17 protein-coding genes and 1 pseudogene are annotated in these 22158 nt (G+C 71.3%); all 18 read left to right on the forward strand.

What is annotated here, in order from left to right; genetic code table 11:
• Nucleotides 1-321: 321 nt before the first annotated feature.
• A complete protein-coding gene (locus ACF073_RS12865) occupies nt 322-1836 on the forward strand; it encodes a bifunctional folylpolyglutamate synthase/dihydrofolate synthase (RefSeq protein ID WP_392069203.1) in 1515 nt (504 codons plus the stop codon).
• Between the two features lie 8 nt (nt 1837-1844).
• Complete coding sequence (locus ACF073_RS12870) at nt 1845-2207, forward strand: DUF4233 domain-containing protein (protein WP_392069205.1); 363 nt, start codon at nt 1845-1847, stop codon at nt 2205-2207.
• A gap of 65 nt (nt 2208-2272) precedes the next feature.
• A complete protein-coding gene (ndk, locus tag ACF073_RS12875; protein WP_392069206.1) occupies nt 2273-2686 on the forward strand; it encodes a nucleoside-diphosphate kinase in 414 nt (137 codons plus the stop codon).
• A 313-nt stretch (nt 2687-2999) separates the two neighbouring features.
• Nucleotides 3000-4019: a rod shape-determining protein gene (locus ACF073_RS12880; protein WP_020940056.1), complete on the forward strand. Its 1020-nt coding sequence runs from the start codon at nt 3000-3002 to the stop codon at nt 4017-4019.
• 165 nt (nt 4020-4184) lie between these two features.
• A complete protein-coding gene (mreC, locus tag ACF073_RS12885) occupies nt 4185-5123 on the forward strand; it encodes a rod shape-determining protein MreC (protein WP_392069208.1) in 939 nt (312 codons plus the stop codon).
• Nucleotides 5124-5135: 12 nt separating this feature from the next.
• The gene (gene mreD / locus ACF073_RS12890; protein ID WP_392069210.1) at nt 5136-5813 is read left to right on the forward strand and encodes a rod shape-determining protein MreD; all 678 of its coding nucleotides are present in this window, start codon (nt 5136-5138) and stop codon (nt 5811-5813) included.
• A 146-nt stretch (nt 5814-5959) separates the two neighbouring features.
• A complete protein-coding gene (gene mrdA / locus ACF073_RS12895; RefSeq protein ID WP_392069212.1) occupies nt 5960-8218 on the forward strand; it encodes a penicillin-binding protein 2 in 2259 nt (752 codons plus the stop codon).
• A complete protein-coding gene (gene rodA, locus ACF073_RS12900; RefSeq protein WP_392069214.1) occupies nt 8215-9411 on the forward strand; it encodes a rod shape-determining protein RodA in 1197 nt (398 codons plus the stop codon). The genes mrdA and rodA overlap by 4 nt, the downstream gene beginning before the upstream one ends.
• Nucleotides 9412-9530: 119 nt before the next feature.
• Nucleotides 9531-11030 carry a CHAD domain-containing protein gene (locus tag ACF073_RS12905; RefSeq protein ID WP_392069216.1) on the forward strand — a complete coding sequence of 500 codons (1500 nt, stop codon included), beginning with the start codon at nt 9531-9533 and terminating at the stop codon, nt 11028-11030.
• Between the two features lie 71 nt (nt 11031-11101).
• Nucleotides 11102-13063 carry a TIGR03960 family B12-binding radical SAM protein gene (locus ACF073_RS12910; RefSeq protein ID WP_392069217.1) on the forward strand — a complete coding sequence of 654 codons (1962 nt, stop codon included), beginning with the start codon at nt 11102-11104 and terminating at the stop codon, nt 13061-13063.
• Nucleotides 13064-13430: 367 nt separating this feature from the next.
• The gene (locus ACF073_RS12915; RefSeq protein WP_392069219.1) at nt 13431-15491 is read left to right on the forward strand and encodes a restriction endonuclease; all 2061 of its coding nucleotides are present in this window, start codon (nt 13431-13433) and stop codon (nt 15489-15491) included.
• A 185-nt stretch (nt 15492-15676) separates the two neighbouring features.
• Nucleotides 15677-16267 carry a hypothetical protein gene (locus ACF073_RS12920; RefSeq protein ID WP_392069221.1) on the forward strand — a complete coding sequence of 197 codons (591 nt, stop codon included), beginning with the start codon at nt 15677-15679 and terminating at the stop codon, nt 16265-16267.
• A gap of 31 nt (nt 16268-16298) precedes the next feature.
• Nucleotides 16299-17651 (forward strand): Dyp-type peroxidase, encoded by a 1353-nt coding sequence (locus tag ACF073_RS12925; protein ID WP_392069223.1) that lies wholly within the window; start codon nt 16299-16301, stop codon nt 17649-17651.
• Between the two features lie 42 nt (nt 17652-17693).
• A complete protein-coding gene (locus tag ACF073_RS12930; RefSeq protein WP_392069225.1) occupies nt 17694-18824 on the forward strand; it encodes a catalase family protein in 1131 nt (376 codons plus the stop codon).
• Complete coding sequence (locus ACF073_RS12935; protein WP_392069227.1) at nt 18821-19018, forward strand: hypothetical protein; 198 nt, start codon at nt 18821-18823, stop codon at nt 19016-19018. The genes ACF073_RS12930 and ACF073_RS12935 overlap by 4 nt, the downstream gene beginning before the upstream one ends.
• Before the next feature lie 37 nt (nt 19019-19055).
• Nucleotides 19056-20171 (forward strand): hypothetical protein, encoded by a 1116-nt coding sequence (locus ACF073_RS12940; RefSeq protein ID WP_392069229.1) that lies wholly within the window; start codon nt 19056-19058, stop codon nt 20169-20171.
• 46 nt (nt 20172-20217) lie between these two features.
• A complete protein-coding gene (locus ACF073_RS12945; protein ID WP_392069231.1) occupies nt 20218-20994 on the forward strand; it encodes a TIGR03936 family radical SAM-associated protein in 777 nt (258 codons plus the stop codon).
• A 262-nt stretch (nt 20995-21256) separates the two neighbouring features.
• Nucleotides 21257-22158 (forward strand): annotated as a pseudogene (locus tag ACF073_RS12950) (ribonuclease E/G); the annotation flags it as partial.

The following is a 22158-nucleotide window of genomic DNA, read 5'->3' on the forward strand; positions in this document are numbered from 1 at the left end:
GGGCGGCGTCACACCTCTGACGCTGCCCGGGAAGCGTCGCCGGCGCCGGGGCCGTGCCGCAGCGGCTGCCGCTCGCCTCAGCCCCCCGCGTTCCAGGGCCGCGCGAAACGCCTGACGTCGTACGAGGGCCCCGGCGCCCGTGAAGCGCCGGGGCCCTCGCCGGCCTTAGGGACGCGGGCCTGTGTCCCGTCTGCGGCTCCGCCACGATATGCGGCTCCGCCGCGCGGGCGCGAACGGCCCCACCGCACCCGCGCCAGGCCGGGAGGCCCGGCCGCCCCCACCGGCGCCGCGAAGCCGCCGCCCGCTCCGTAGACTGGCCCCGTGAGCGAAATCCCCGGCAACGACCAGCCCGACCCCCTCGACCCCTTCGAAGAGATCATCGCCGCAGAGACCGACCGCGACCCCGATCTCGCCGTGATCGAGGCAGGCAGTCGGACGCTGCGCACGCAGAGCGGCGGTGCGCCAGAGGGCGACGTCCCCGGGCGCCCGGAGGACCCGGAGGTCGACAGGGCCCTGCGCGAGGTCGAGACGGAGCTTGCCGCCCGCTGGGGCGAGACCAAGCTGGAACCCTCGGTCAGCCGCATCGCCGCGCTGATGGACGTGCTGGGCGAGCCCCAGCGGTCCTACCCCTCGATCCACATCACGGGCACCAACGGCAAGACCTCCACCGCCCGCATGATCGAGGCCCTGCTCGGCGCCTTCGAGCTGCGCACCGGGCGCTACACCAGCCCGCACGTGCAGTCGATCACCGAGCGGATCAGCCTGGACGGCGCCCCGGTGTCCGCCGAGCGGTTCATCGAGACGTACCAGGACATCAAGCCGTACATCGAGATGGTCGACGCCCAGCAGGAGTACCGGCTGTCCTTCTTCGAGGTGCTCACGGGCATGGCGTACGCGGCCTTCGCCGACGCGCCCGTGGACGTCGCCGTCGTCGAGGTCGGCATGGGCGGCTCCTGGGACGCGACCAACGTGATCGACGGCGATGTCGCCGTCGTGACCCCCATCGACCTCGACCACACCGACCGGCTCGGCGAGACGCCCGCGGCGATCGCCGCCGAGAAGAGCGGGATCATCAAGCAGGACGCGACCGTCATCCTGGCCCAGCAGCCGGTGGACGCGGCGCAGGTGCTGCTGAAGAAGGCCGTCGAGGTGGACGCCACGGTCGCCCGTGAGGGGCTGGAGTTCGGCGTGGTGGCCCGGCAGGTCGCCGTCGGCGGGCAGCTGCTCACGCTGCGCGGCCTCGGCGGCGAGTACCCGGAGGTGTACCTCCCGCTGCACGGCGCCCACCAGGCGCACAACGCGGCCGTCGCCCTCGCCGCCGTGGAGGCGTTCTTCGGTGTCGGCGCGCTGCGCGCGGAGCCGCTGGACATCGACACCGTGCGCAAGGCGTTCGCGGCCGTCACCTCGCCGGGCCGCCTGGAGGTCGTACGCCGCTCCCCGACGGTCGTGCTGGACGCCGCGCACAATCCGGCGGGCGCCGAGGCCACCGCCGAGGCGGTGCGCGAGGCGTTCGACTTCACCCGGCTGATCGGGGTCGTCGGCGCCAGCGGCGACAAGAACGTGCGGGGGCTGCTGGAGGCCTTCGAGCCGATCTTCGCCGAGGTCGTCGTCACCCAGAACTCCAGCCATCGCGCCATGGACACGGACGAGCTGGCCGCGCTCGCCGTCGAGGTGTTCGGCGAGGAGCGGGTGCAGGTCGAGCCGCGGCTGCCGGACGCCCTGGAGGCCGCGATCACGCTGGCCGAGGAGGAGGGCGAGTTCGCGGGCAGCGGTGTGCTGGTCACCGGTTCCGTCATCACGGTCGGCGAGGCCCGGCTGCTGCTGGGGAAGGGCTGAGATCCGCTGTGCGTACGCTCTGTGCATCGACCTTGATCGGCGAGTTCTTCGTCATCGGCTTCGCCGGGCTCGTCGCCATGAAGGACCCGGACCTGTCCACGTCGACGGTGTGGCTGGTCAGCGGTATCGCCATGCTGCTGTGCGTGCTGCTGTGCGGCATGGTGACCCGTCCCGGCGGGGTGGCCCTCGGCTGGGCCCTCCAGATCGCGCTGGTGGTCTCCGGCGTCTTCGTCCCGACCATGTTCTTCATGGGTGCCGTGTTCGCCGCGTTGTGGTGGGCGTCGGTGCACTTCGGGAGAAAGGTGGACGAGGCGAAGGCGCGCTTCGCGGCGCAGGCCCAGTCCTCCTCCACCACGGCTGACGCTGCGTGACGAGGGCGCCGACACGCCCTGTAACCTCGTCCCACCGCACCCCGCAGTCGTGTAAGGAGCCCCTCGTGACCCAGCGCACCCTCGTCCTGCTCAAGCCCGACGCCGTCCGGCGCGGCCTGACCGGCGAGATCATCGGCCGGATCGAGCGCAAGGCGGGCTGGCGGATCACCGCGCTGGAGCTGCGCACCCTGGACCGCGCCACGCTGGAGCAGCACTACGGCGAGCACGTCGGCAAGCCGTTCTACGAGCCGCTGGTGGAGTTCATGTCCGCGGGTCCGGTCGTCGCGCTGATCGTGGAGGGCGAGCGGGTCATCGAGGGCGTGCGCCAGCTGGCCGGCCCGACCGACCCGATCGCCGCCGCGCCCGGGTCGATCCGCGGTGACTACGGCGTGATCGTCCGCGAGAACCTGATCCACGCCTCGGACTCCGAGGAGTCCGCCGAGCGCGAGGTGAAGATCTTCTTCCCGGGCCTGGCGTGAGCGCGCCGAGCTGAGTTTCCGCTAATTTTTCTGACGGAGCGTCAGCTCCGCCCGGTGGCGCCTGACCAGGGACGGCCGTACATTTCCGGCCGTCCCTTGGCATATGTGTTGCCGATCGGGGGAACCCGTGCCTCCGATGGCCCGTCTCCACAAGCGGAGCCGCCCGCCATCTGGTGACAATGGCGGAGACCCTCGCGCAGTGTTCGCGCAGGCGCGTTTACGATGGAAGCCTGCGCGTCACCGCACCCGCCTCGCCGACCTGATATGCCCTCAAAAGCTCGGGTGGGCCAGATGAATCCGGATGGGGAACTCAATGTCGTTCATCGGCCGTGACATGGCTGTCGACCTCGGGACCGCCAACACGCTGGTGTACGTCAGGGGTCGCGGGATCGTCCTGAACGAACCCTCCGTCGTGGCGATCAACACCAACACCGGCGGGATCCTCGCCGTCGGTGCCGAGGCGAAGAAGATGATCGGCCGCACGCCGGGCAACATCGTGGCCGTGCGCCCCCTGAAGGACGGCGTGATCGCCGACTTCGAGATCACCGAGCGGATGCTCCGCTACTTCATCCTGAAGATCCACAAGCGGCGGTATCTGGCCAGGCCGCGCGTGGTCGTCTGTGTGCCCTCGGGCATCACGGGCGTCGAGCGCCGCGCCGTGATCGAGGCGTCCTCGCAGGCGGGCGCCCGCCAGGTGCACATCATCGAGGAGCCCATGGCCGCGGCCATCGGCTCCGGCCTGCCGGTCCACGAGGCCACCGGCAACATGGTGGTGGACATCGGCGGCGGCACCACGGAGGTCGCGGTCATCTCGCTCGGCGGCATCGTCACCGCCCAGTCCATCCGGGTCGCCGGCGACGAGCTGGACAACGCGATCATCCAGTACATCAAGAAGGAGTACAGCCTTCTGCTGGGCGAGCGCACGGCCGAGCAGATCAAGATCACGATCGGTTCGGCGTACGACCTCGACTCCGACGAGCACACCGAGGTGCGCGGCCGGGACCTGGTGTCCGGGCTGCCGAAGACCGTCGTCATCTCGGCCGCCGAGGTCCGCAAGGCCATCGAGGAGCCGGTCAACGCGATCGTGGACGCGGTGAAGACCACCCTCGACAAGTGCCCGCCGGAGCTGTCCGGCGACATCATGGACCGAGGAATCGTTCTGACCGGCGGCGGAGCCCTGCTGCGCGGACTCGACGAGCGGCTGCGGCGGGAGACCGGCATGCCGATCCACATCGCCGAGGACCCGCTGGACAGCGTCGCGCTCGGATCCGGCAAGTGCGTCGAGGAGTTCGAGGCGTTGCAGCAGGTTCTCGACGCCCAGCCGCGCAGATGACGCAACTCTTCGATTCCGCCGTACGAGACGTTCTCCTCTCGTGCGGCGGATCGTTGATATAGAGGCATAAGCTCCCCCAAATGGGCCTCGCCGGTTTGCGCCGCACCATTCGCGTTTTCCAGGGGTCACCGAATTCCTACTTGAGGAAGGGCACGGCCGCCGCACGTGAGGGACACGAAAGAGAGCCGGCTGCTCCTGGTCCTGCTGATCGCCATCGCGTTCGCGCTGATCACGGTCGACATCCGAGGGGGACGGAACTCCCCGGTCGACGGTGCCCGGCACGCGGCCGCGGCGGCGTTCGGCCCGATCGAGGACGGGCTGTCCTCCGCGGTCGACCCGGTCGGCGACGCCGTCTCCGCGGTCCGTGACTCCGGCGACCGGCACGACCGGCTCGCCGTGCTGGAGAAGGGGAACGCGGCCCTCAAGGCCAAGCTCGGCAGCGACGACCGCAACCGCAGCCGGCTGGCGCAGCTCGACAAGATGCTGAAGATCGCCGGCGAGGGGCAGTACGGCATCAAGGGCGCCCAGGTCATCGCCATAGGGTCGGCGCAGGGCTTCTCCTGGACGATCACCATCGACGCCGGTGCCGACGACGGCATCAAGCGGGACATGACGGTCCTGAACGGGGACGGCCTGGTCGGCCGCGTCACCACCGTCGGCCCCAGCACCTCCACCATCCTGCTCGCCAACGACCCCGACTTCACCGTCGGCACCCGCATGGAGGGCGACGACGAACTCGGCTTCGCCTCCGGGCAGGGCGACCGCCCGCTGCGGGTGGAACTCCTCAACGGCAAGGCGGAGGTCAAGAAGGGCGACCGGCTCGTCACCTTCGGCTCGCAGGCCGACCGGCCGTTCGTGCCCGGGGTCCCGGTCGGCGTGGTCTCCCGCGTGGACCCGTCCGGCGGCGGCCTGACCCGCACCCTCTACGTCACCCCGTACGTCAGCTTCACCAAGCTCGACATCGTCGGTGTGGTCGTGGCGGCCCCGAAGCAGGACCCGCGGGACACCGTCCTGCCGACCAAGCCGAAACCGGTCCCGACACCGACGGTGACCGTCACGGTCACCCCGTCGGCCGACGCCCCCGTCACCGAAGAGCAGCAGTAGGAGCTGTATCCCATGCGTGTCAACCGGATCCTGCTCTCCAGCGCGCTGGTCGTGGTGGCCCTGGTGATCCAGGTGAGCGTCCTCGCCCGGCTGCATCTGCCGGGCGCCGTCCCCGACCTGCTGCTGCTCACCGTCCTCGGCCTGGCGATGGTGTACGGCCATGTCGGCGGCGCCCTCGTCGGCTTCGGCGCCGGTCTGCTCGCCGACCTGGCCCCGCCCGCCGACCACGCGGCCGGCCGCTACGCGCTCGTGCTGTGCGTCACCGGCTACTTCGCCGGGCTGATCCGGCCGGAGAACGGCCGGCTGAAGTCGGTGACCGGGCCGATGGCCGTCGTGGTCGCCGCCGCCATCGGCTCCACCCTGCTCTACGCCGGCGTGGGCGCCCTGGTCGGCGACACCGCGGCCCGGCACGTCGGCCTGAGCGGGCTGCTGTTCTCGGCCGCCCTGTACGACCTGCTGCTCGCCCCCTTCGTGGTGCCGGGGGTCATGTGGCTCGCCCGCCGCTCCGACAACGACCCGCTCACCGAGACCGGGCCCGCCGCCAAGGCCGGTGACATCTCCTCCGGCTGGCTCTCCTCCGGTACCGGACTGCGCGTCGGCGGCCAGCGCGGCGGCCTCGGCTCCCTGAAGGCCAAGGCCCGCACCCGCTCGGCCCGGGTCGGCCGGATCAAGGGGGTCAAGCGGCTGTGAGCACCGCGGAGTTCACCCGAACGGGTCAGCGTTCCCGGAACGCGGGTTCACAGGCTGGTCGTTCATCATTCGTACGCACGCGGGCGGTTCGCACACCCGTCCTTCGTGCACAGACGTCCGCGCACTGAGAGGGGGAGGCAGCCGCAGTGACCAATATTCCCGAGACCGGTCGGACCCCACGGGTCCAGATCCGGCTCGTCGTGATCCAGATCCTCGTCCTCTCCCTGCTCGGCACGCTCGGCGGCCGGCTCTGGTACCTGCAGATCCGCGAGGGCGCCGCGTACCAGAAGGAGGCGTCGGGCAACCACGTCCAGCAGGTCGTCGACCCCGCCGTGCGCGGTGACATCCTCGACGCCCGGGGCGTGCCCCTCGCGGACAACGAGACCCGGCTGGTGGTCTCCGCCTCCCGCACCGACCTGCTCAAGCAGCGGGACGACGGCAAGGCCGTCCTGGCCAAGCTGGCCGGCGTCCTCGGCATGAGCCCCACGGAGGTCGCGCAGAAGGTCCGGCTGTGCGACGCCAAGACCCCCCAGCCCTGCTGGAACGGCTCGCCGTACCAGCCGATCCCGATCACCGACGAGGCCACGGCCAAGCAGGCCCTGCAGATCCGCGAGCGCTCCGAGGACTTCCCCGGCATCACCGCGGAGCCCGAGGCCGTCCGGCGGTACGCGGGGCCGGGCAAGTCCAACACCGCGCAGGTGCTCGGCTACCTCTCGCCCGTCACCGACGCCGAGATCCAGCAGGCCAAGGACACCGACTCGCCGTATCTGCGCTCCGACATGGTCGGCCGCTCCGGCCTCGAGCGGACGTACGACAAGGTGCTGCGCGGCAAGGCCGGCGTCACCCGCTACGAGGTCGACAACCTAGGCCGGGTCATCGGCAAGGCCAAGTCGGACGCCGCCGAGCCGGGGTCGAACCTGGTCACCAGCATCGACTCCCGGATCCAGCGGGTCTCCGAGTACGAGCTGAACAAGGCCATGAAGACGGCACGCCAGCAGTTCGACAAGATCACCGGCACCAACTACAAGGCCGACTCCGGTGCCGTCGTGGTGATGGAGGCCAAGACCGGCCGGATCGTCGCGATGGCCTCCGCGCCGACGTACGACCCGAACGTCTGGGTCGGCGGCATCTCCGCCAAGGACTACAAGACGCTCACCGGCAAGGGCTCCGACTATCCGCTGCTGAACCGGGCCATACAGGGTCAGGCCGCGCCCGGTTCGACGTTCAAGGTGGTCTCCACGGCCGCCGCGGTCGAGGCCGGCTACGCCTTCGACGGCCGCTACCCGTGCACCAGCTCCTACTCGGTGGGCAGCCAGGTCTTCAAGAACTTCGAGGGCGAGAACTTCGGCCCCATCTCCCTGGGCCGCGCCCTGGAGGTCTCCTGCGACACCGTCTTCTACGGCCTCGCCGACAAGGAGTGGAAGCGGGACGGCGGCATCAACCCCAAGAAGGGCCAGCCGAAGGACTACTTCTACAAGGCCGCCCACCAGTTCGGCCTCGGCAAGGAGACCGGCGTCGACCTGCCCAACGAGGTCACCGGCCGCGTCCCCGACCGCCAGTGGAAGGAGGCGTACTGGAAGGCCAACAAGGACGCCTGGTGCAAGACCGGCAAGAAGGACGGCTCGTACGTCGAGAAGATCGCCTACGAGAACTGCCTCGAAGGCAACAAGATGCGCGAGGGCGACTCCATCAACTACTCCATCGGCCAGGGTGACACCCTCGTCACCCCGATCCAGGAGGCCGTGATCTACGGTGCCGTCGCCAACGGCGGCACGATGTACCAGCCGACCATCGGCAAGGCGGTCATCAGCGCCGACGGCAAGAGGGTCGAGGAGATCAAGCCCAAGAAGCGCGGCAAGCTGCCGGTCAGCCAGGCCACTCTGCACGGCATGGACGACGCCTTCGCGGGCGTCGTCACCCGCGGTACGGCCGCCTGGAAGTTCGGCGGCTGGCCGCAGAACGAGATCCCGCTGCACGCCAAGACGGGTACCGCGGAGGTCTACGGCAAGCAGACCACCTCCTGGCTCGCCACGTACTCCAAGGACTACACGGTGATCATGACGATCGCCCAGGCGGGTACGGGTTCCGGCGCCTCCGGTGAGGCCGTGCGCAACATCTACAGCGCGCTCTACGGCGTCCAGGGCGACGGCTCCATCGACAACAAGCGGGCGATGCTCCCCGAGCCGCAGCAGGGTCTGCCCAAGGTCCGCACGGACGGCACCATCGCCGCCCCGAAGGTCACCGGCGACCCGGCGAAGGACGCCGAGGCCGCCCAGAAGAACAACCCCACCAACGACGACGACCAGCAGCCCGCGGGCACCACGGCCTCGCCCGGCACGGGCAACCGCGACACCCGCAGGCGCCGCAGGCACCGCCCACGGGGAAGCCGGAGGATGCCCTCATGACCGGCGCGAACAGCTTCTCCGTCTCCGGGTACGGCCCGGAGCGGGCCGGCTGGACCAGGATCTTCGCCCGTGACTCGCTCACCCGCCGGCTGGACTGGCCGATACTGCTCGCGGCCACCGGGCTGTCCCTGCTGGGCTCGCTGCTGGTGTACTCGGCGACCCGCAACCGCACCGAGCTGAACCAGGGCGACCCGTACTTCTTCCTGCTCCGGCACCTGATGAACCTGGGCATCGGGATCGCCCTGATGATCGGCACCGTCTGGCTCGGCCACCGGGCCCTGCGCAACGCCGTGCCGATCCTCTACGGCCTGTCGGTGCTGCTCGCCCTGGTGGTCCTCACCCCGCTCGGCGCGACGATCAACGGCCAGCGCAACTGGCTCGTCATCGGCGGCTTCTCGCTTCAGCCCGCCGAGTTCATGAAGGTCACGATCATCCTGGGCATGGCCATGATGCTGGCCGCGCGGGTGGACGCGGGCGACAAGCCCTACCCCGACCACCGCACCGTGTTCCAGTCGCTGTGCCTGGCCGCCGTACCGATCCTGATCCTGCTGCTCATGCCGGACCTCGGCTCGGTGCTGGCCATGGTGGCGATCATCCTGGGCGTGCTGCTCGCCTCCGGTTCCTCCAACCGCTGGGTGTTCGGCCTGCTCCTGGCCGGCGTGCTCGGCTGCGTGGCCATCTGGCAGCTGCACATCCTGGACGAGTACCAGATCAACCGGTTCGCGGCCTTCGCCAACCCGGACCTGGACCCGGCGGGCGTCGGCTACAACACCAACCAGGCCCGCATCGCCATCGGCTCCGGCGGGCTCACCGGGGCCGGGCTGTTCCACGGCTCGCAGACCACCGGGCAGTTCGTGCCGGAGCAGCAGACGGACTTCGTGTTCACGGTCGCGGGGGAGGAGCTGGGCTTCCTCGGCGCCGGCTTCATCATCTTCCTGCTCGGTGTCCTCCTGTGGCGTGCCTGCCGGATAGCACGCGACTCGACCGAGCTGTACGGGACGATCGTCGCCGCCGGGATCGTCGCCTGGTTCGCCTTCCAGTCCTTCGAGAACATCGGTATGACCCTCGGCATCATGCCGGTCACCGGCCTGCCCCTGCCGTTCGTGTCGTACGGGGGCTCGTCCATGTTCGCGGTGTGGGTCGCGGTGGGCCTGTTGCAGTCGATCAAGGTGCAGCGGCCGATGTCGGCCTGAGCCGGCGGATGCGGCCCGGCCAGGCTCACCGGGTTCACCGGGTGAATGGCGTGAGTTTTCCGGCCATTCACCCGCGGCGGCCCCTGCCGTGCGGGCCTCCCACGCACTAGATTCGGTGCATGGCGGATGCGAAACGCGAGATCGAGCGCAAGTACGAATCCGACGAGAGCGGACTGCCCGACCTGACCGGCGTCAGCGGGGTCGCCGCGGTCCTCGACAAGGGCCTGACCGACCTGGACGCGGTGTACTACGACACGGCCGACGAACGCCTGGCCGCGGCCTCGCTCACCCTGCGCCGCCGCACCGGCGGCGCGGACGCCGGCTGGCATCTGAAGTTCCCGGTCGCCCCCGGAGTCCGCGACGAGATCCAGGCCCCCCTCTCCGACACCGTCCCCGAGGAGATCGCCGCCCTCGTCCGCTCCCGCGTCCGGGACCACGCACTCGTCCCCCTGGTCCGGCTGCGCTCCGCCAGAGATGTGCGGCACCTGGTCGACGGCGACGGCGCCCTGCTGGCCGAGGCGAGCGTCGACACCGTGACCGCCGAGCGGCTCACCGGCAAGGGCGGGGCCGCCCAGTGGACCGAGATCGAGGTGGAACTCGCCGACGGCGGCGACCCGGCCCTCCTCGACCTGGTGGAGAAGCGGCTGCGCAAGGCGGGCGTACGGCGCTCGAAGTCACCGTCGAAGCTGGCCCGGGCGCTGGAGCAGACCGGCGGCCGGGGGCCCGGCGGCGGGCGGCGCGCGAAGCCCGTGACCGCCGGCGACCACGTCCTCGCCTATGTCCGCGAACAGCGCGAGGCGATCCTCGGCCACGACCCGGGCGTCCGCCGTGACGTGCCGGACTCCGTCCACCAGATGCGGGTGGCCACCCGCCGGATGCGCAGCACCTTCCGCACCTTCGGCGCGGTCCTCGACCACGCCGTCACCGACCCGGTCTCCGCCGAGCTGAAGTGGCTGGCGGGCGAGCTGGGCGTGGGGCGCGACCAGGAAGTGCTGGCCGAGCGGCTGACCGAGGTGCTCGACGGACTCCCGCCCGGCCTGGTCTCCGGTCCCGTGTACCGGCGGATCGGCTCCTGGGCCGCCGCCGGCCACCGCAGCGCCCGCGGCCATCTCGTCGGGATCCTGGACTCGGCCCGCTATCTGGCCCTGCTCGACACGCTGGACACCCTGCTCGCCGACCCGCCGCTGAAGGACGCCGCCGCCCGCAAACCGGAGAAGGTGCTCGCCAAGGCCGCGCGGAAGGACTTCGCCAAGGTCTCCCGGCTGGTCTCCGAGGCGCTCGGGCTGGCGCCGGGCGAGGAGCGTGACGCGGCCATCCACGAGGCCCGCAAGAAGGCCAAGCGCACCCGGTACGCGGGGGAGGCGGCCATCGCGGCCCTCGGCGGCCCCGCCCGCTCCCTGGCCAAGTCCATGAAGTCCCTGACCAGCCTGCTCGGCGAACACCAGGACAGCGTCATGGCCCGGCACACCCTGCGCGAGCTGTCCTCGGTGGCGCACGCGGCGGGGGAGAGCGCGTTCACGTACGGGTTGCTGTACGGCAGGGAGGAAGCGCGGGCGGCGTCCGTGGAGGCGGAGCTGCCGGGGCTGTGGGCTCGGATCAGGAGCGATATGTCACTGTGAGCGTGAGGGGGGAGTCCTCCGGCCGGGTTACGCTTGATGGTCACCCCTGTCAGCTCACAAAGGTTCCCCCGATGTCTGTCGTATCGGTGTTCCCGCAGCTCGAAGCCCTGCTCCCGCATGTGCAGAAGCCGATCCAGTACGTGGGCGGCGAGCTGAACTCCACCGTCAAGGAGTGGGACGGCTGCGACGTCCGCTGGGCGCTCATGTACCCGGACGCGTACGAGGTCGGCCTGCCCAACCAGGGCGTCATGATCCTCTACGAGGTCCTCAACGAGCAGGAGGGCGTCCTCGCCGAGCGCACCTACAGCGTGTGGCCGGACCTGGAGGCGCTGATGCGTGAGCACGGCGTCCCGCAGTTCACGGTGGACAGCCACCGCCCGGTGAAGGCCTTCGACGTGTTCGGCCTGTCCTTCTCCACGGAGCTGGGCTACACGAACATGCTGACGGCGCTGGACCTGGCCGGCATCCCGCTGGAGTCCAAGGACCGCACCGTCGACGACCCGATCGTCCTGGCCGGCGGCCACGCGGCCTTCAACCCCGAGCCGATCGCGGACTTCATCGACGCGGCGGTCATCGGCGACGGCGAGCAGGCCGTGCTCGACATGACGAAGATCATCCGCGAGTGGAAGGCGGAGGGCCGCCCCGGCGGCCGCGAGGAGGTCCTCTTCCGCCTGGCCAAGACGGGCGGGGTGTACATCCCGCGGTTCTACGACGTCGAGTACCTCTCCGACGGCCGCATCGCCCGCGTGGTCCCCAACAAGTCCGGCGTCCCGTGGCGGGTCTCCAAGCACACGGTGATGGACCTGGACGAGTGGCCGTACCCCAAGCAGCCGCTGGTGCCGCTGGCCGAGACGGTCCACGAGCGCATGTCGGTGGAGATCTTCCGCGGCTGCACCCGCGGCTGCCGCTTCTGCCAGGCCGGCATGATCACGCGCCCGGTCCGGGAGCGTTCGATCACCGGCATCGGCGAGATGGTCGACAAGGGCCTCAAGGCGACGGGCTTCGAGGAGGTGGGCCTCCTCTCCCTGTCCTCCGCCGACCACTCGGAGATCGGCGACATCGCCAAGGGCCTGGCGGACCGCTACACGGAAGACAAGATCGGCCTCTCGCTCCCCTCCACCCGCGTCGACGCCTTCAACGTCGACCTGGCGAACGAGCTGACGCGCAACGGCCGCCGCTCCGGCCTCACCTTCGCCCCCGAGGGCGGCTCGGAGCGCATGCGCAAGGTCATCAACAAGATGGTCTCGGAGGAGGACCTGATCCGCACGGTCGCCACCGCCTACGGCAACGGCTGGCGCCAGGTGAAGCTGTACTTCATGTGCGGCCTGCCCACCGAGACCGACGAGGACGTCCTCCAGATCGCCGACATGGCGATGAACGTGATCCAGAAGGGCCGCGAGGTCTCCGGCCAGGGCGACATCCGCTGCACGGTCTCGATCGGCGGCTTCGTCCCCAAGCCCCACACCCCCTTCCAGTGGGCGCCCCAGCTCTCCGCCGAGGAGACGGACGCCCGCCTGGAGAAGCTCCGGGACAAGATCCGCGGCGACAAGAAGTACGGCCGCTCGATCGGCTTCCGCTACCACGACGGCAAGCCCGGCATCATCGAGGGCCTCCTGTCCCGCGGCGACCGCCGCATCGGCACGGTCATCCGCGCGGTCTACGAGGACGGCGGCCGCTTCGACGGCTGGCGCGAGCACTTCTCGTACGACCGCTGGATGGCCTGCGCCGACAAGGAGCTGGCCGCCTTCGGCGTCGACGTCGCCTGGTACACCACCCGCGAGCGCGCCTACGAGGAGGTCCTCCCCTGGGACCACCTCGACTCCGGCCTGGACAAGGACTGGCTCTGGGAGGACTGGCAGGACGCCCTCGACGAGACCGAGGTCGAGGACTGCCGCTGGACCCCGTGCTTCGACTGCGGCGTGTGCCCGCAGATGGACACGTCCATCCAGATCGGCCCGACCGGCAAGAAGCTGCTGCCACTGACGGTGAAGAACGCCGCCCCGACACCTGCGGCGAGCGGTCACGCGCACTGAGGCGAGGGGGCCGGTGACACCTCGCACGCCTCTGCCGGGGCCAAGGGGAGCCTTGGAGATCCACTCTGAGGTGCCGTGCGGGTTGGCGGCCCAGCGATGTGGTGAGGCCTGCTGAAGGCCGTGGGGAGCCCCCTCCGATCCGAAGGGGGCTCCCTCGTTCCCGGGTGGGGGCGGGGCCGGCCCGGGACATGGTGCCGCCGTGCCATGAGGGTGCCGAGACCTGGGCGGACTGCCGATTTCCGTCGCCCTCGGCAAGTGGATGTCCAGGCCGGTGATCGCCGGATAAAGTCGGTTTGTCACAACTGGTTGCGGGGGCAACCAGAGTTTGGTCGGCGCTGCCGACGTCCTCGGGGAGGGGCCTGAGCGCATGAGTCGTCGCTCTGCTGGTTTCGTCAACACGTGGGCTGAGGCCCAGCGCGCGCATCAGCGCCAGATCGAGGCCGAGCAGAGGCGGCGCCGGGAGGAAGACCGACTGGCTCGGGACCACCAGCGACGAGTGGCTCAGGGACACCGGGAGTACCGGCAGGCGGAGGCCAGGCGACGGACGGAGGAGCTGGATGCGCAGGTCGCGACCCTGCGGGGACTTCTGACCGAAGGGTGCAAGGCGCCGGCCTTCAGGGCGGCGTCCCTGATGCGTGCGGAAGAGATCCCGCCGTTCGACCCGGGCCAGCTCGCATGGCCCGTGCGTATGCCGGATCAGAGTCAGTACCGGGCGCAGGGCGGCTGGACGGCGAACCGGCGTGCACAGGCGGATGCCGAGGCACGGGCCCGCTTCGAGCACGACTGGCACCAGGCGCAGGCGGCCGAGGCACAGCGGCAGCAGCGACTGGCCGCCTCCCGGCGGGACCACGAGCAGAGGGCCGAGGCGCAGCGAGCCGAGGTGCGGCGGCACAACGCGGGCATCACCGAGGCGACCGAGGGGGTCAGGCGGGGCGACCCGGAACTCGTGGTCGATTACTTCTCCGCCGCCCTCTACGCGTCGACCGCCTGGCCTGAGGGCTTCCCCCGGCAGTTGACGGCGGCCTTCGATCCGGCGGCCAGGCAGTTGGTGCTGAACTGGGAGCTGCCCGGGTACGACGTGGTGCCGGAGGCAAAGGCGGTGAGGTACGTACCGGCGCAGGACCAGGACAAGGAGACGGCGCGTCCCGTGACGCAGCGCCGCGCGCTGTACCGGGAGGTGCTGGCACAGAGCGTGCTGCTGGTTCTGCACCAGCTGTTCGCCGCGGACGAGCACCGCATTCTGGATTCGGTGGCCTTGAACGGCTTCGTGGACGCCCCTGATCCAGCGACGGGCAGGCAGTCCCACATCTTCCTGGCAACCGTCATGGCGCAGCGGACGGCTTTCACCGACCTCTGCCTGGCGCAGGTGGACGCGACCAGCTGTCTGACGGACGCCCTCAGGGGACAACTCACGATCCGTCCCGACCAGCTCGCCTCCGTGCGGCCGAGCCGGCAGCCCGAGGAGGTCGGGAACCAGGTCGTCGCCCAGGGCGGTGGTGACGGGGAACCGGACCTGTACGCCATGGACCCGATCGCCTTCGAGTCGCTCGTCGCCGGCCTGTTCCGCGCCATGGGCATGCGGGCGGTGACGACGCAGCGTTCCAACGACGGCGGTGTGGACGTCGACGCACTGGACCCGACGCCGATCCGCGGCGGCAAGATCATCGTCCAGGTGAAGCGCTACCGCCACACGGTGCCCCCCACCGCGGTGCGCGACTTGTACGGCACGGTCCAGGACGTCGGCGCCAACAAGGGCGTCCTGGTGACGACATCGGGCTTCGGTCCGGGCTCGCACGCGTTCGCCCGCGGAAAGCCGCTGGAGCTGATCTCGGGCAGCGAACTCGTCGACCTGCTGCACCGGCACGGGCTCCACGGACGTCTGGGAGAAGGCGGGCGGCCGGCTCCCGCGCAGCCCGAGCCGTCCGCTCCGCCGGCCCCGGCCGACGACTACAACGTGCTGGGCATGATGTGGTCCGGCAGCGTCGCGCTGGACATCTGCGCACTCGTCTGCCGGGGCAGCCGGGTCCTCAGCGACGACCACTTCGTCTTTTTCAACAACCCGCAGACCCCGGACGGTTCGGTACGCGCGGTGACGGCGTCGGCGCCGGACAAAGCGGCGATCAGGGTCTCCTTCGACGCGCTGCCGCAAGGCGCTGATCGGTTCGTCCTGGTCGCGGCCGTCGACCCGGAGATCAATCCGGATGCGGACCTTTCCGGTTTCACAGATGCCTGTATCCGCTTGCTCGACCCGTCGATGAACGACCTCGACCGGCTTGAGGTCTCCGACGGCCGTGCCGGCGAGACGGCGCTGGTGCTGGGTTCCTTCCGGCGGAGATCAAGTGGCGACTGGGACTTCGTGCTGGGCGGGAAGGGCTACCCCGGAGGCCTGGAGGAGCTCGTCCAGGACTACGGCGTCGAGGTGGAGTAGCCCCGCCGGTGTCGAGACCCGGCCGGCGGGAGTGGCTTCCGTGACGGAAGAGCGTTCCGTACGGCGCCGCGGTCCGGGATGCGGGGGCGTGGGACGGCGCTGAGGATTGAGGTGTGAGGGCGATGGCGCCCCATGTTCGAGCGCTTGGCGACCCTCGCACCGATCCGTGGCAGGGGAATCTCACGATGACCGCGACGACAGGTGCAACCCCATCAGCTCACCCCGAGCGCCCGGGCAGGTCGGACGGGGTCTCCCGCGAGTTCACCGTCTTCACCGAGATCAAGCAGGGCCATGCGGACGCCATGCGTGAGGATCTCGCCATGCTCGCCGACGCGACGAACGACCAGCGGGTCCATGCGGCCTTGCGGCAGATCGGCACTCTGCACGACGCGCGGCACGTGATCTTCGACAATGACACCCGGCACATGTTCGCCAGCGTCTTCGACGGCTCCTGGGACAACTACATCGACGACTTCGCCCAGACGGAAGTCGGGGACCGCTTCGACAAGGTCTTCTCCCACACCGAAGGGTTCCCCGGCGTCAAGGACCCGGGGGTGAAGGACTGGTTCGTCTCCCACCAGGAGCCCGCGGGAGTCTTCGTCAGCTCCTACCCCGACCTGACCGTTCAGCAGGTCTGGAAGGACCAGCGCGTGAGCGAGGCGTTCCAGGCGGTGCTGGACACACCCGAGTTCCGGGCGGCGCTGGAGAACCCGGCCAACGCGGAACTGATGGCCACGCCCGCCTTCCAGAGGCTGCTGGAAGAGGCCTCGGCCTGAGGAACCGACCGGTGCGGAGGCACGAGCGACCATGAACACGGCGGACAACGGCGGCCCGGCCGGCGTGAGCGTTGAGATCGACGACGTCCAGAGCGGGGCCCTGCGGCCGAGGCCCGTACCGTACGAGGGAAAGTTCGTGTTCCTGCGCGTCGATGACCGCCACGCGGGGCGTGACCTGCTGCGACGGCTGATCCCGGTGACCTCGGGCGGTCTGCCCGGCGCGGACCGGAGCCAGGACGCCTGGGTGGCGCTGGCGTTCACCTTCGAGGGGCTGCGGGCCCTGGGGGTGCCCCAGGAGTCGCTGGACAGCTTTCCGTCGGCGTTCCGTGCGGGCATGGCCGCCCGGGCGGAGCTGATCGGCGACGTGGGCGAGAGCGCGCCGGCCCACTGGGAGGCACCCTTCGGAACGGGTGACGTCCACATCGCGTTGAGTGCCCTCTCCTCGGACGCGGCGCAGCTGGACAGGGAGCTGGCGCGGGCCCGTGCCGCCTACGAGGACACGCCCGGCGTCCAGGTGATCTGGCAGCAGGACGTCCACCAGCTGCCGACCGGGCGCACCACGTTCGGCTTCCGGGACGGCATCAGCCATCCGAACATCGAGGGCGTCGGGCTGCCCGGTTCCAACTCGGGGGAAGTCCCGATCAAGGCAGGCGAGTTCATCCTGGGCTACCCCGACGAGACCGGTAATCTGCCGCCCATGCCCCGCCCCGAGGTGCTGGGGCGCAACGGGACCTACGCGGCCGTCCGCAAGATCCGCACCGACGTGGCGGCCTGGCGCCGGTACCTGCGCGCGAACAGCTCGGACGCCGAGGAGGAGGCGCTGCTGGCGGCGAAGATGATCGGGCGCTGGCCGAGCGGGGCACCGCTGGCGCTGGCGCCGGAGCACGATGATCCGGAGCTGGCGGCCGATCCGCACCGCGTCAACGACTTCCTGTACCGGGAGGACGACGACCGGGGGTACCGGTGCCCGGCCGGTGCGCACATCCGCCGCACCAACCCCCGTGACGCCACGATCATCGGCGACGCGCGGATGCACCGGCTCATCCGGCGCGGCACCACCTACGGGCCGCCGCTGCCCGAGGGCGTGCTGGAGGACGACGGCGCCGACCGCGGCCTGGTCGGAGTCTTCCTCGGGGCCCACCTTGAACGGCAGTTCGAGTTCATCAAGGCCGAATGGGTCAACGACGGCAACTTCATCGGCTACCCCGGCGAGCAGGACCCGGTGGCGGGGCATCACGGCGGAACCGGCAGCGTCACCATCCCGGCGAAACCGGTCCGGCGCCGTCTGCGGAACCTGCCCAGCTTCGTGGTCACCCGGGGTGGCGAGTACTGCTTCGTGCCGGGCCTGCGGGCCCTGCGCTGGCTCGCCGGACTGGAGGACTGACGCGGATTCCCACGACCCGGTCTTCGAGGAGAGGTCGAAGTCATGGCAGCACCATTCGTCCGCTACACGCCTGCCGTCGAGAACGACGACCCGGACTTCGACCGCAACGTGCGGACGGTGATCGAGAAGACCGAGAACTACATCGCCGAGTCCGTCGAGGCCGGCGGCACCGGACGGGCCCTGAGGGACGCCCACGCCAAGGGCTACGGGCTGGTCCGGGGGGAGGTGGAGATCCTGGACGGGCTCCCGCGCGAGTACGCCCAGGGCATCTACGCGACTCCGGGAACCCACGACGCGCTCATCCGCTTCTCCAACGGCTCGCCCCACGCCGGAGCCGACGCGCGCCTGGGCGCCGCCACCGGACTGGCCCTGAAGATGTTCGACGTCCCCGGCCCGACGCTGCTGGAGGACGAACCCGACTCGGGCACCTTCGACTACGCCAACATCAACGGACCGATCTTCTTCTGCAACACGGTCGAGCACTACCTCTTCATCCAGGAGCTGTTCCTGAACGCAGCGGCCTACTTCTCCCAGGGCCGCCCCGGCGCGCGCCGCTTCTTCACCGACTTCGTGACCGGCAAGGGGACCCTGGACCAGGACGACTGGGCGTGGGACGAGTTCCTCGCCTTCCTGCGCCTGTCCAAGACCCCTCCGGCGAACCTGCTGCTGTCGAGCTACTGGACCATGGGCGCGGTCCGGCACGGGGACTACATCGCCAAGGTGCGCATCACCCCCGAGCCGTCCGCCGCCGCCTCGGTGGTCCGGCGCACCATCGACCCGGCCTCGGCGGCGGAGGTCTTCCGGCCGGCCCTGCAGGCCGAGCTGAGCGAGCGGCCCTACGCCTTCGACCTCCAGGTCCAGCTCTGCACCGACCTGGAGCGCATGCCGGTGGAGGACACGACCGTGGAGTGGTCCGAGCAGCTCTCGCCGCCCGTCACCGTGGCCAGGCTGCGGCTGCCGCGGCAGGACATCTCCGCGCCGGAGAACCTGGAGAAGATGGACGCGCTGTCCTTCACCCCCTGGCGGGTCACCGCCGAGCACGCGCCTCTGGGCAACATCATGCGGGCCCGCAAGGAGGTCTACCGGCGGTCCTCCATCGAGCGCCACGAGCTCAACCGGCAGCCGCGCACGGAGCCCCGGAGCGTCGACGACGTACTCGGCCGGGCCCGGTGACGCCCCGGCGGGCCCACAACTCCGCTGCCGGGCTCTGCCCGCAGGACATAGGCGCTGCGCGCGTCCGGGTCGCCGAAGAAGAAGTAGAGCCGGAGCGCCTTGCTGTCGTCTGGGTCGTCCCCGTCGCCCTGCTGGTCGGGGCCGTGCGCTTCACCGAACGCTGTCCGGCGGCGTACGAGGCCCGCGCGACCTGACCGCATCCGAACGGGCGGCTCGCGCGTCTACCCCGGTATGGACCTCCAGAAGCCGCCGCCCCCGCCGCCGCCCCGGCCCGACGGGTGCCTCGTCGTCGCCATCCGCCTGCCGCTGCGGATCGTCGTCCTGGTGCTGGTCGTGCCGGTGCGGATGGCGTGGGACGCGCTCGTGGTCGCCGGGCGGCTGCTGCGGGACATCGTGCTCAGGCCGCTCGGCAGGGCCCTGCTGTGGGTCGGGAAGGCCCTGTTCGTCTGGCCGCTCGTGGCCCTGTGGCGCTACGTCCTGGTGCCCGTCGGCAGAGCGCTCGCCTGGCTCTGCGAGGTCCTCGTCGTCGTACCGGCGGTGTGGTGCCACCGGTACGTCCTCACCCCCGTCGGGCACGCCGTCGCCTGGCTGGCCCGCGCGGCGGGCGCGGGGCTGGCGTGGGTGTACGCGCGCGTGCTGTGCCCGATCGGCCATGCGCTGGCCTGGCTGGCGGCCGGCGCAGGCGCGGTGCTGGCCGCCCTCGGGACCGGGGTGTACACCGCCGTCGCCTGGCTGGCCCGCCATCTGGTCGCCGTACCCGCGCGATGGCTGTACACCTGGGTCCTCGCCCCCGCAGGCCGGGCCGTCGCCTGGTGCGCGCGGGGCATCGGACACCTGCTGGGACTGCTCGTCACCGGCGTCGGGGTGGCCCTGTACTGGATCGCCCGCGTCCTGGTCGTCCTGCCCGCGCTCGCGCTGTGGCGCTGGGTCCTCGCCCCCGTCGGCCGGTTCCTCGCGGTCCTCGCGCGGGAGGCGGGGGAGGCCGTCGGGCACGCCTGGCGGATCGCCGGACGGATCTCGCGCGCCGTGGGGCGGGCGCTCGGGACGCTCTTCCGGTGGATCTTCGTGGAGCCGGTGCGCTGGGTGTACCGGACCGTCCTCACCCCGGTCGGGCACGCCGTACGGGCCGCCGTCCTGCGGCCCGTCGCCGCGGGCCTGCGCGCCGTGGGGCGGGCCACCCGCGAGGCGCTGACCGCGGCCCGCGACACCGTACGGCAGGCCCGCGCCGACGTCAGGCGGATGCTCTTCGGCGAGCCCCGGCAGCCGGCCGCGGTGGACCGGCGGGAACCCGCGGCCCCCGACGCACGTACTCTTGGTAGGAGTACGACCGTTCTCACGAAGGAATAGGACACTGGGCAAGCGACAGCCCGAAGGCCCGCCACCCGCACCGGCGGTGCAGCGCATCCGACTGCGCTACACCAAGCGCGGCCGCCTGAGGTTCACCAGCCACCGGGATTTCCAGCGTGCCTTCGAGCGCGCGTTGCGCCGAGCCGAGGTACCCATGGCGTACTCGGCAGGCTTCACGCCGCATCCGAAGGTGTCGTACGCCAATGCCGCACCCACCGGCACGGGCAGTGAGGCGGAGTACCTGGAGATCGCGCTCACCGCGCCGCGCGACCCGGAGACCCTGCGCGCCCTCCTCGACGAGTCGCTGCCCGACGGGCTGGACGTCGTCGAGGCGGTCGAGGCGCGCACCCCGGGGCTCGCCGACCGGCTGACGGCCTCCGTCTGGGAGCTGCGGCTGGACGGCGTGGACCCGGCGGGCGCCGAGTCCGCGGTCGAGGCCTTCAACCGGGCCGAGACCGTCGAGGTGCGGCGCACGACCAAGAACGGCGTCCGCACCTTCGACGCCCGCTCCGCCGTGGTCAGCCTGGAAACGCACGGTTCGCCGGCTGATAGGCCGAGCGACCAGCCCTGTGCGATACTGCGGCTGGTTGTTCGGCACGTGACGCCTGCCGTTCGACCCGACGACGTCCTGTCCGGTCTCCGCGTTGTGGCCGACCTGGCGCCGCCGGTCCCCGTAGCGGTGACCAGGCTGGCGCAGGGGCTGTTCGATGAAGAGACCGGCACGGTGACCGACCCGCTCGCGCCCGACCGCGAGGCAGCCGAGGCCCTTACGGCCACAGTGGCTGCCGCCGCGACGGCGCCGATGCCGGAAGGTCCCGCGTAGGGACGGACGTCGTAGCGCCGCCCTCGTACTCGGGAGCCACCTGGGTCGGGCAGCGCACCGACCAGAAGACTTTCGCCAGGCCGTACCGACAAGGCGTACGGAACCGGCGAGACAGGACACTTAGTGCTCCCGTGCGGCGCCCGCGCCCCGGACGGCGGCCATCGCGCATCGCGCGGGCCGCGGACGTCAACGGCGGATGGTCCTTCGAGACCGACGCCGGACCAGGTGCGGCGCCCGGGAGCCTGACGGGAGAAACGCCCGCATGCTCGAACCGACCGAACCCACCGAGGGTTCCGAACTGAACACCCCCAGCGACACGCTGCCGCCGCGCAGGCGCCGTCGTGCCGCTTCCCGCCCGGCGGGCCCGCCCGCCGCGGGAGCGGAGGCGACCACCGAGGTCACCGTGCCGGCCATACCGGCCGCGGAGACCGACGAGGTCACCGACGCCGCCGAGCCCCTCGAGGCCGACGGGGTGGCCGAGACCGAGGAGACGGAAGAGGCAGCCGCGCAGGCGCCCGCCGCCGAGGAGCCCGCCGCGCGTCCGCGCCGTCGCGCGACCCGCCGCGCGTCCGCTCCCACGGGTGCGCCCGCGTCCGCCGAGGCCGCGGAGACCGTCGTACCGGCCGCGTCCGCCGCCGAGGCCGCCCCCACCGCCGTCGCCGAGGCCGGCGCGGTCGTCGTGGGCGAGGAGGCCGCGCCGCGCCGCGCCCGCCGCCGGGCCACGCGCACGGTGGCGACACCGACCGCCGAGGCCGCCGCCGAGGTCGCCGCCGCTCCGGAGGAAGGCGCCGAGCCCGCCGCCGAAGCAGCCGCCGAGCCCGCTCCCGCCGCCCGTCCGCGCCGCCGTGCGGCCCGCCGTGCGTCGGCTCCCGCTGGTGCGCCCGAGGCCGCCGAGACCGCCGAGACCGTGGTCCCGGCCGCCGCCGCGCCCGCCGCGGAGGCTCCCGACGAAGCCGACCGGACGCCGCAGACCCCCGCCGCCGAGGCCGCGCCCGCGCGGACCCGCCGCCGTCGCGCGTCCGCGCCCACCGGTGCCCCCAAGGGCGCCGAGGAGGCCCCGGCCGCCGCCGTGGCCGTCGAGCCGTCCGTCGTGGAGGCCGCTGTGGTCGAGGAGGTGCCTGAGGTGGCTGCTGGTGAGGAGGCCGCTCCGCGTCGTACGCGCGT

The organism is Streptomyces sp. NPDC015171, assembly GCF_043079545.1.
Classification (GTDB): Bacteria; Actinomycetota; Actinomycetes; order Streptomycetales; family Streptomycetaceae; genus Streptomyces.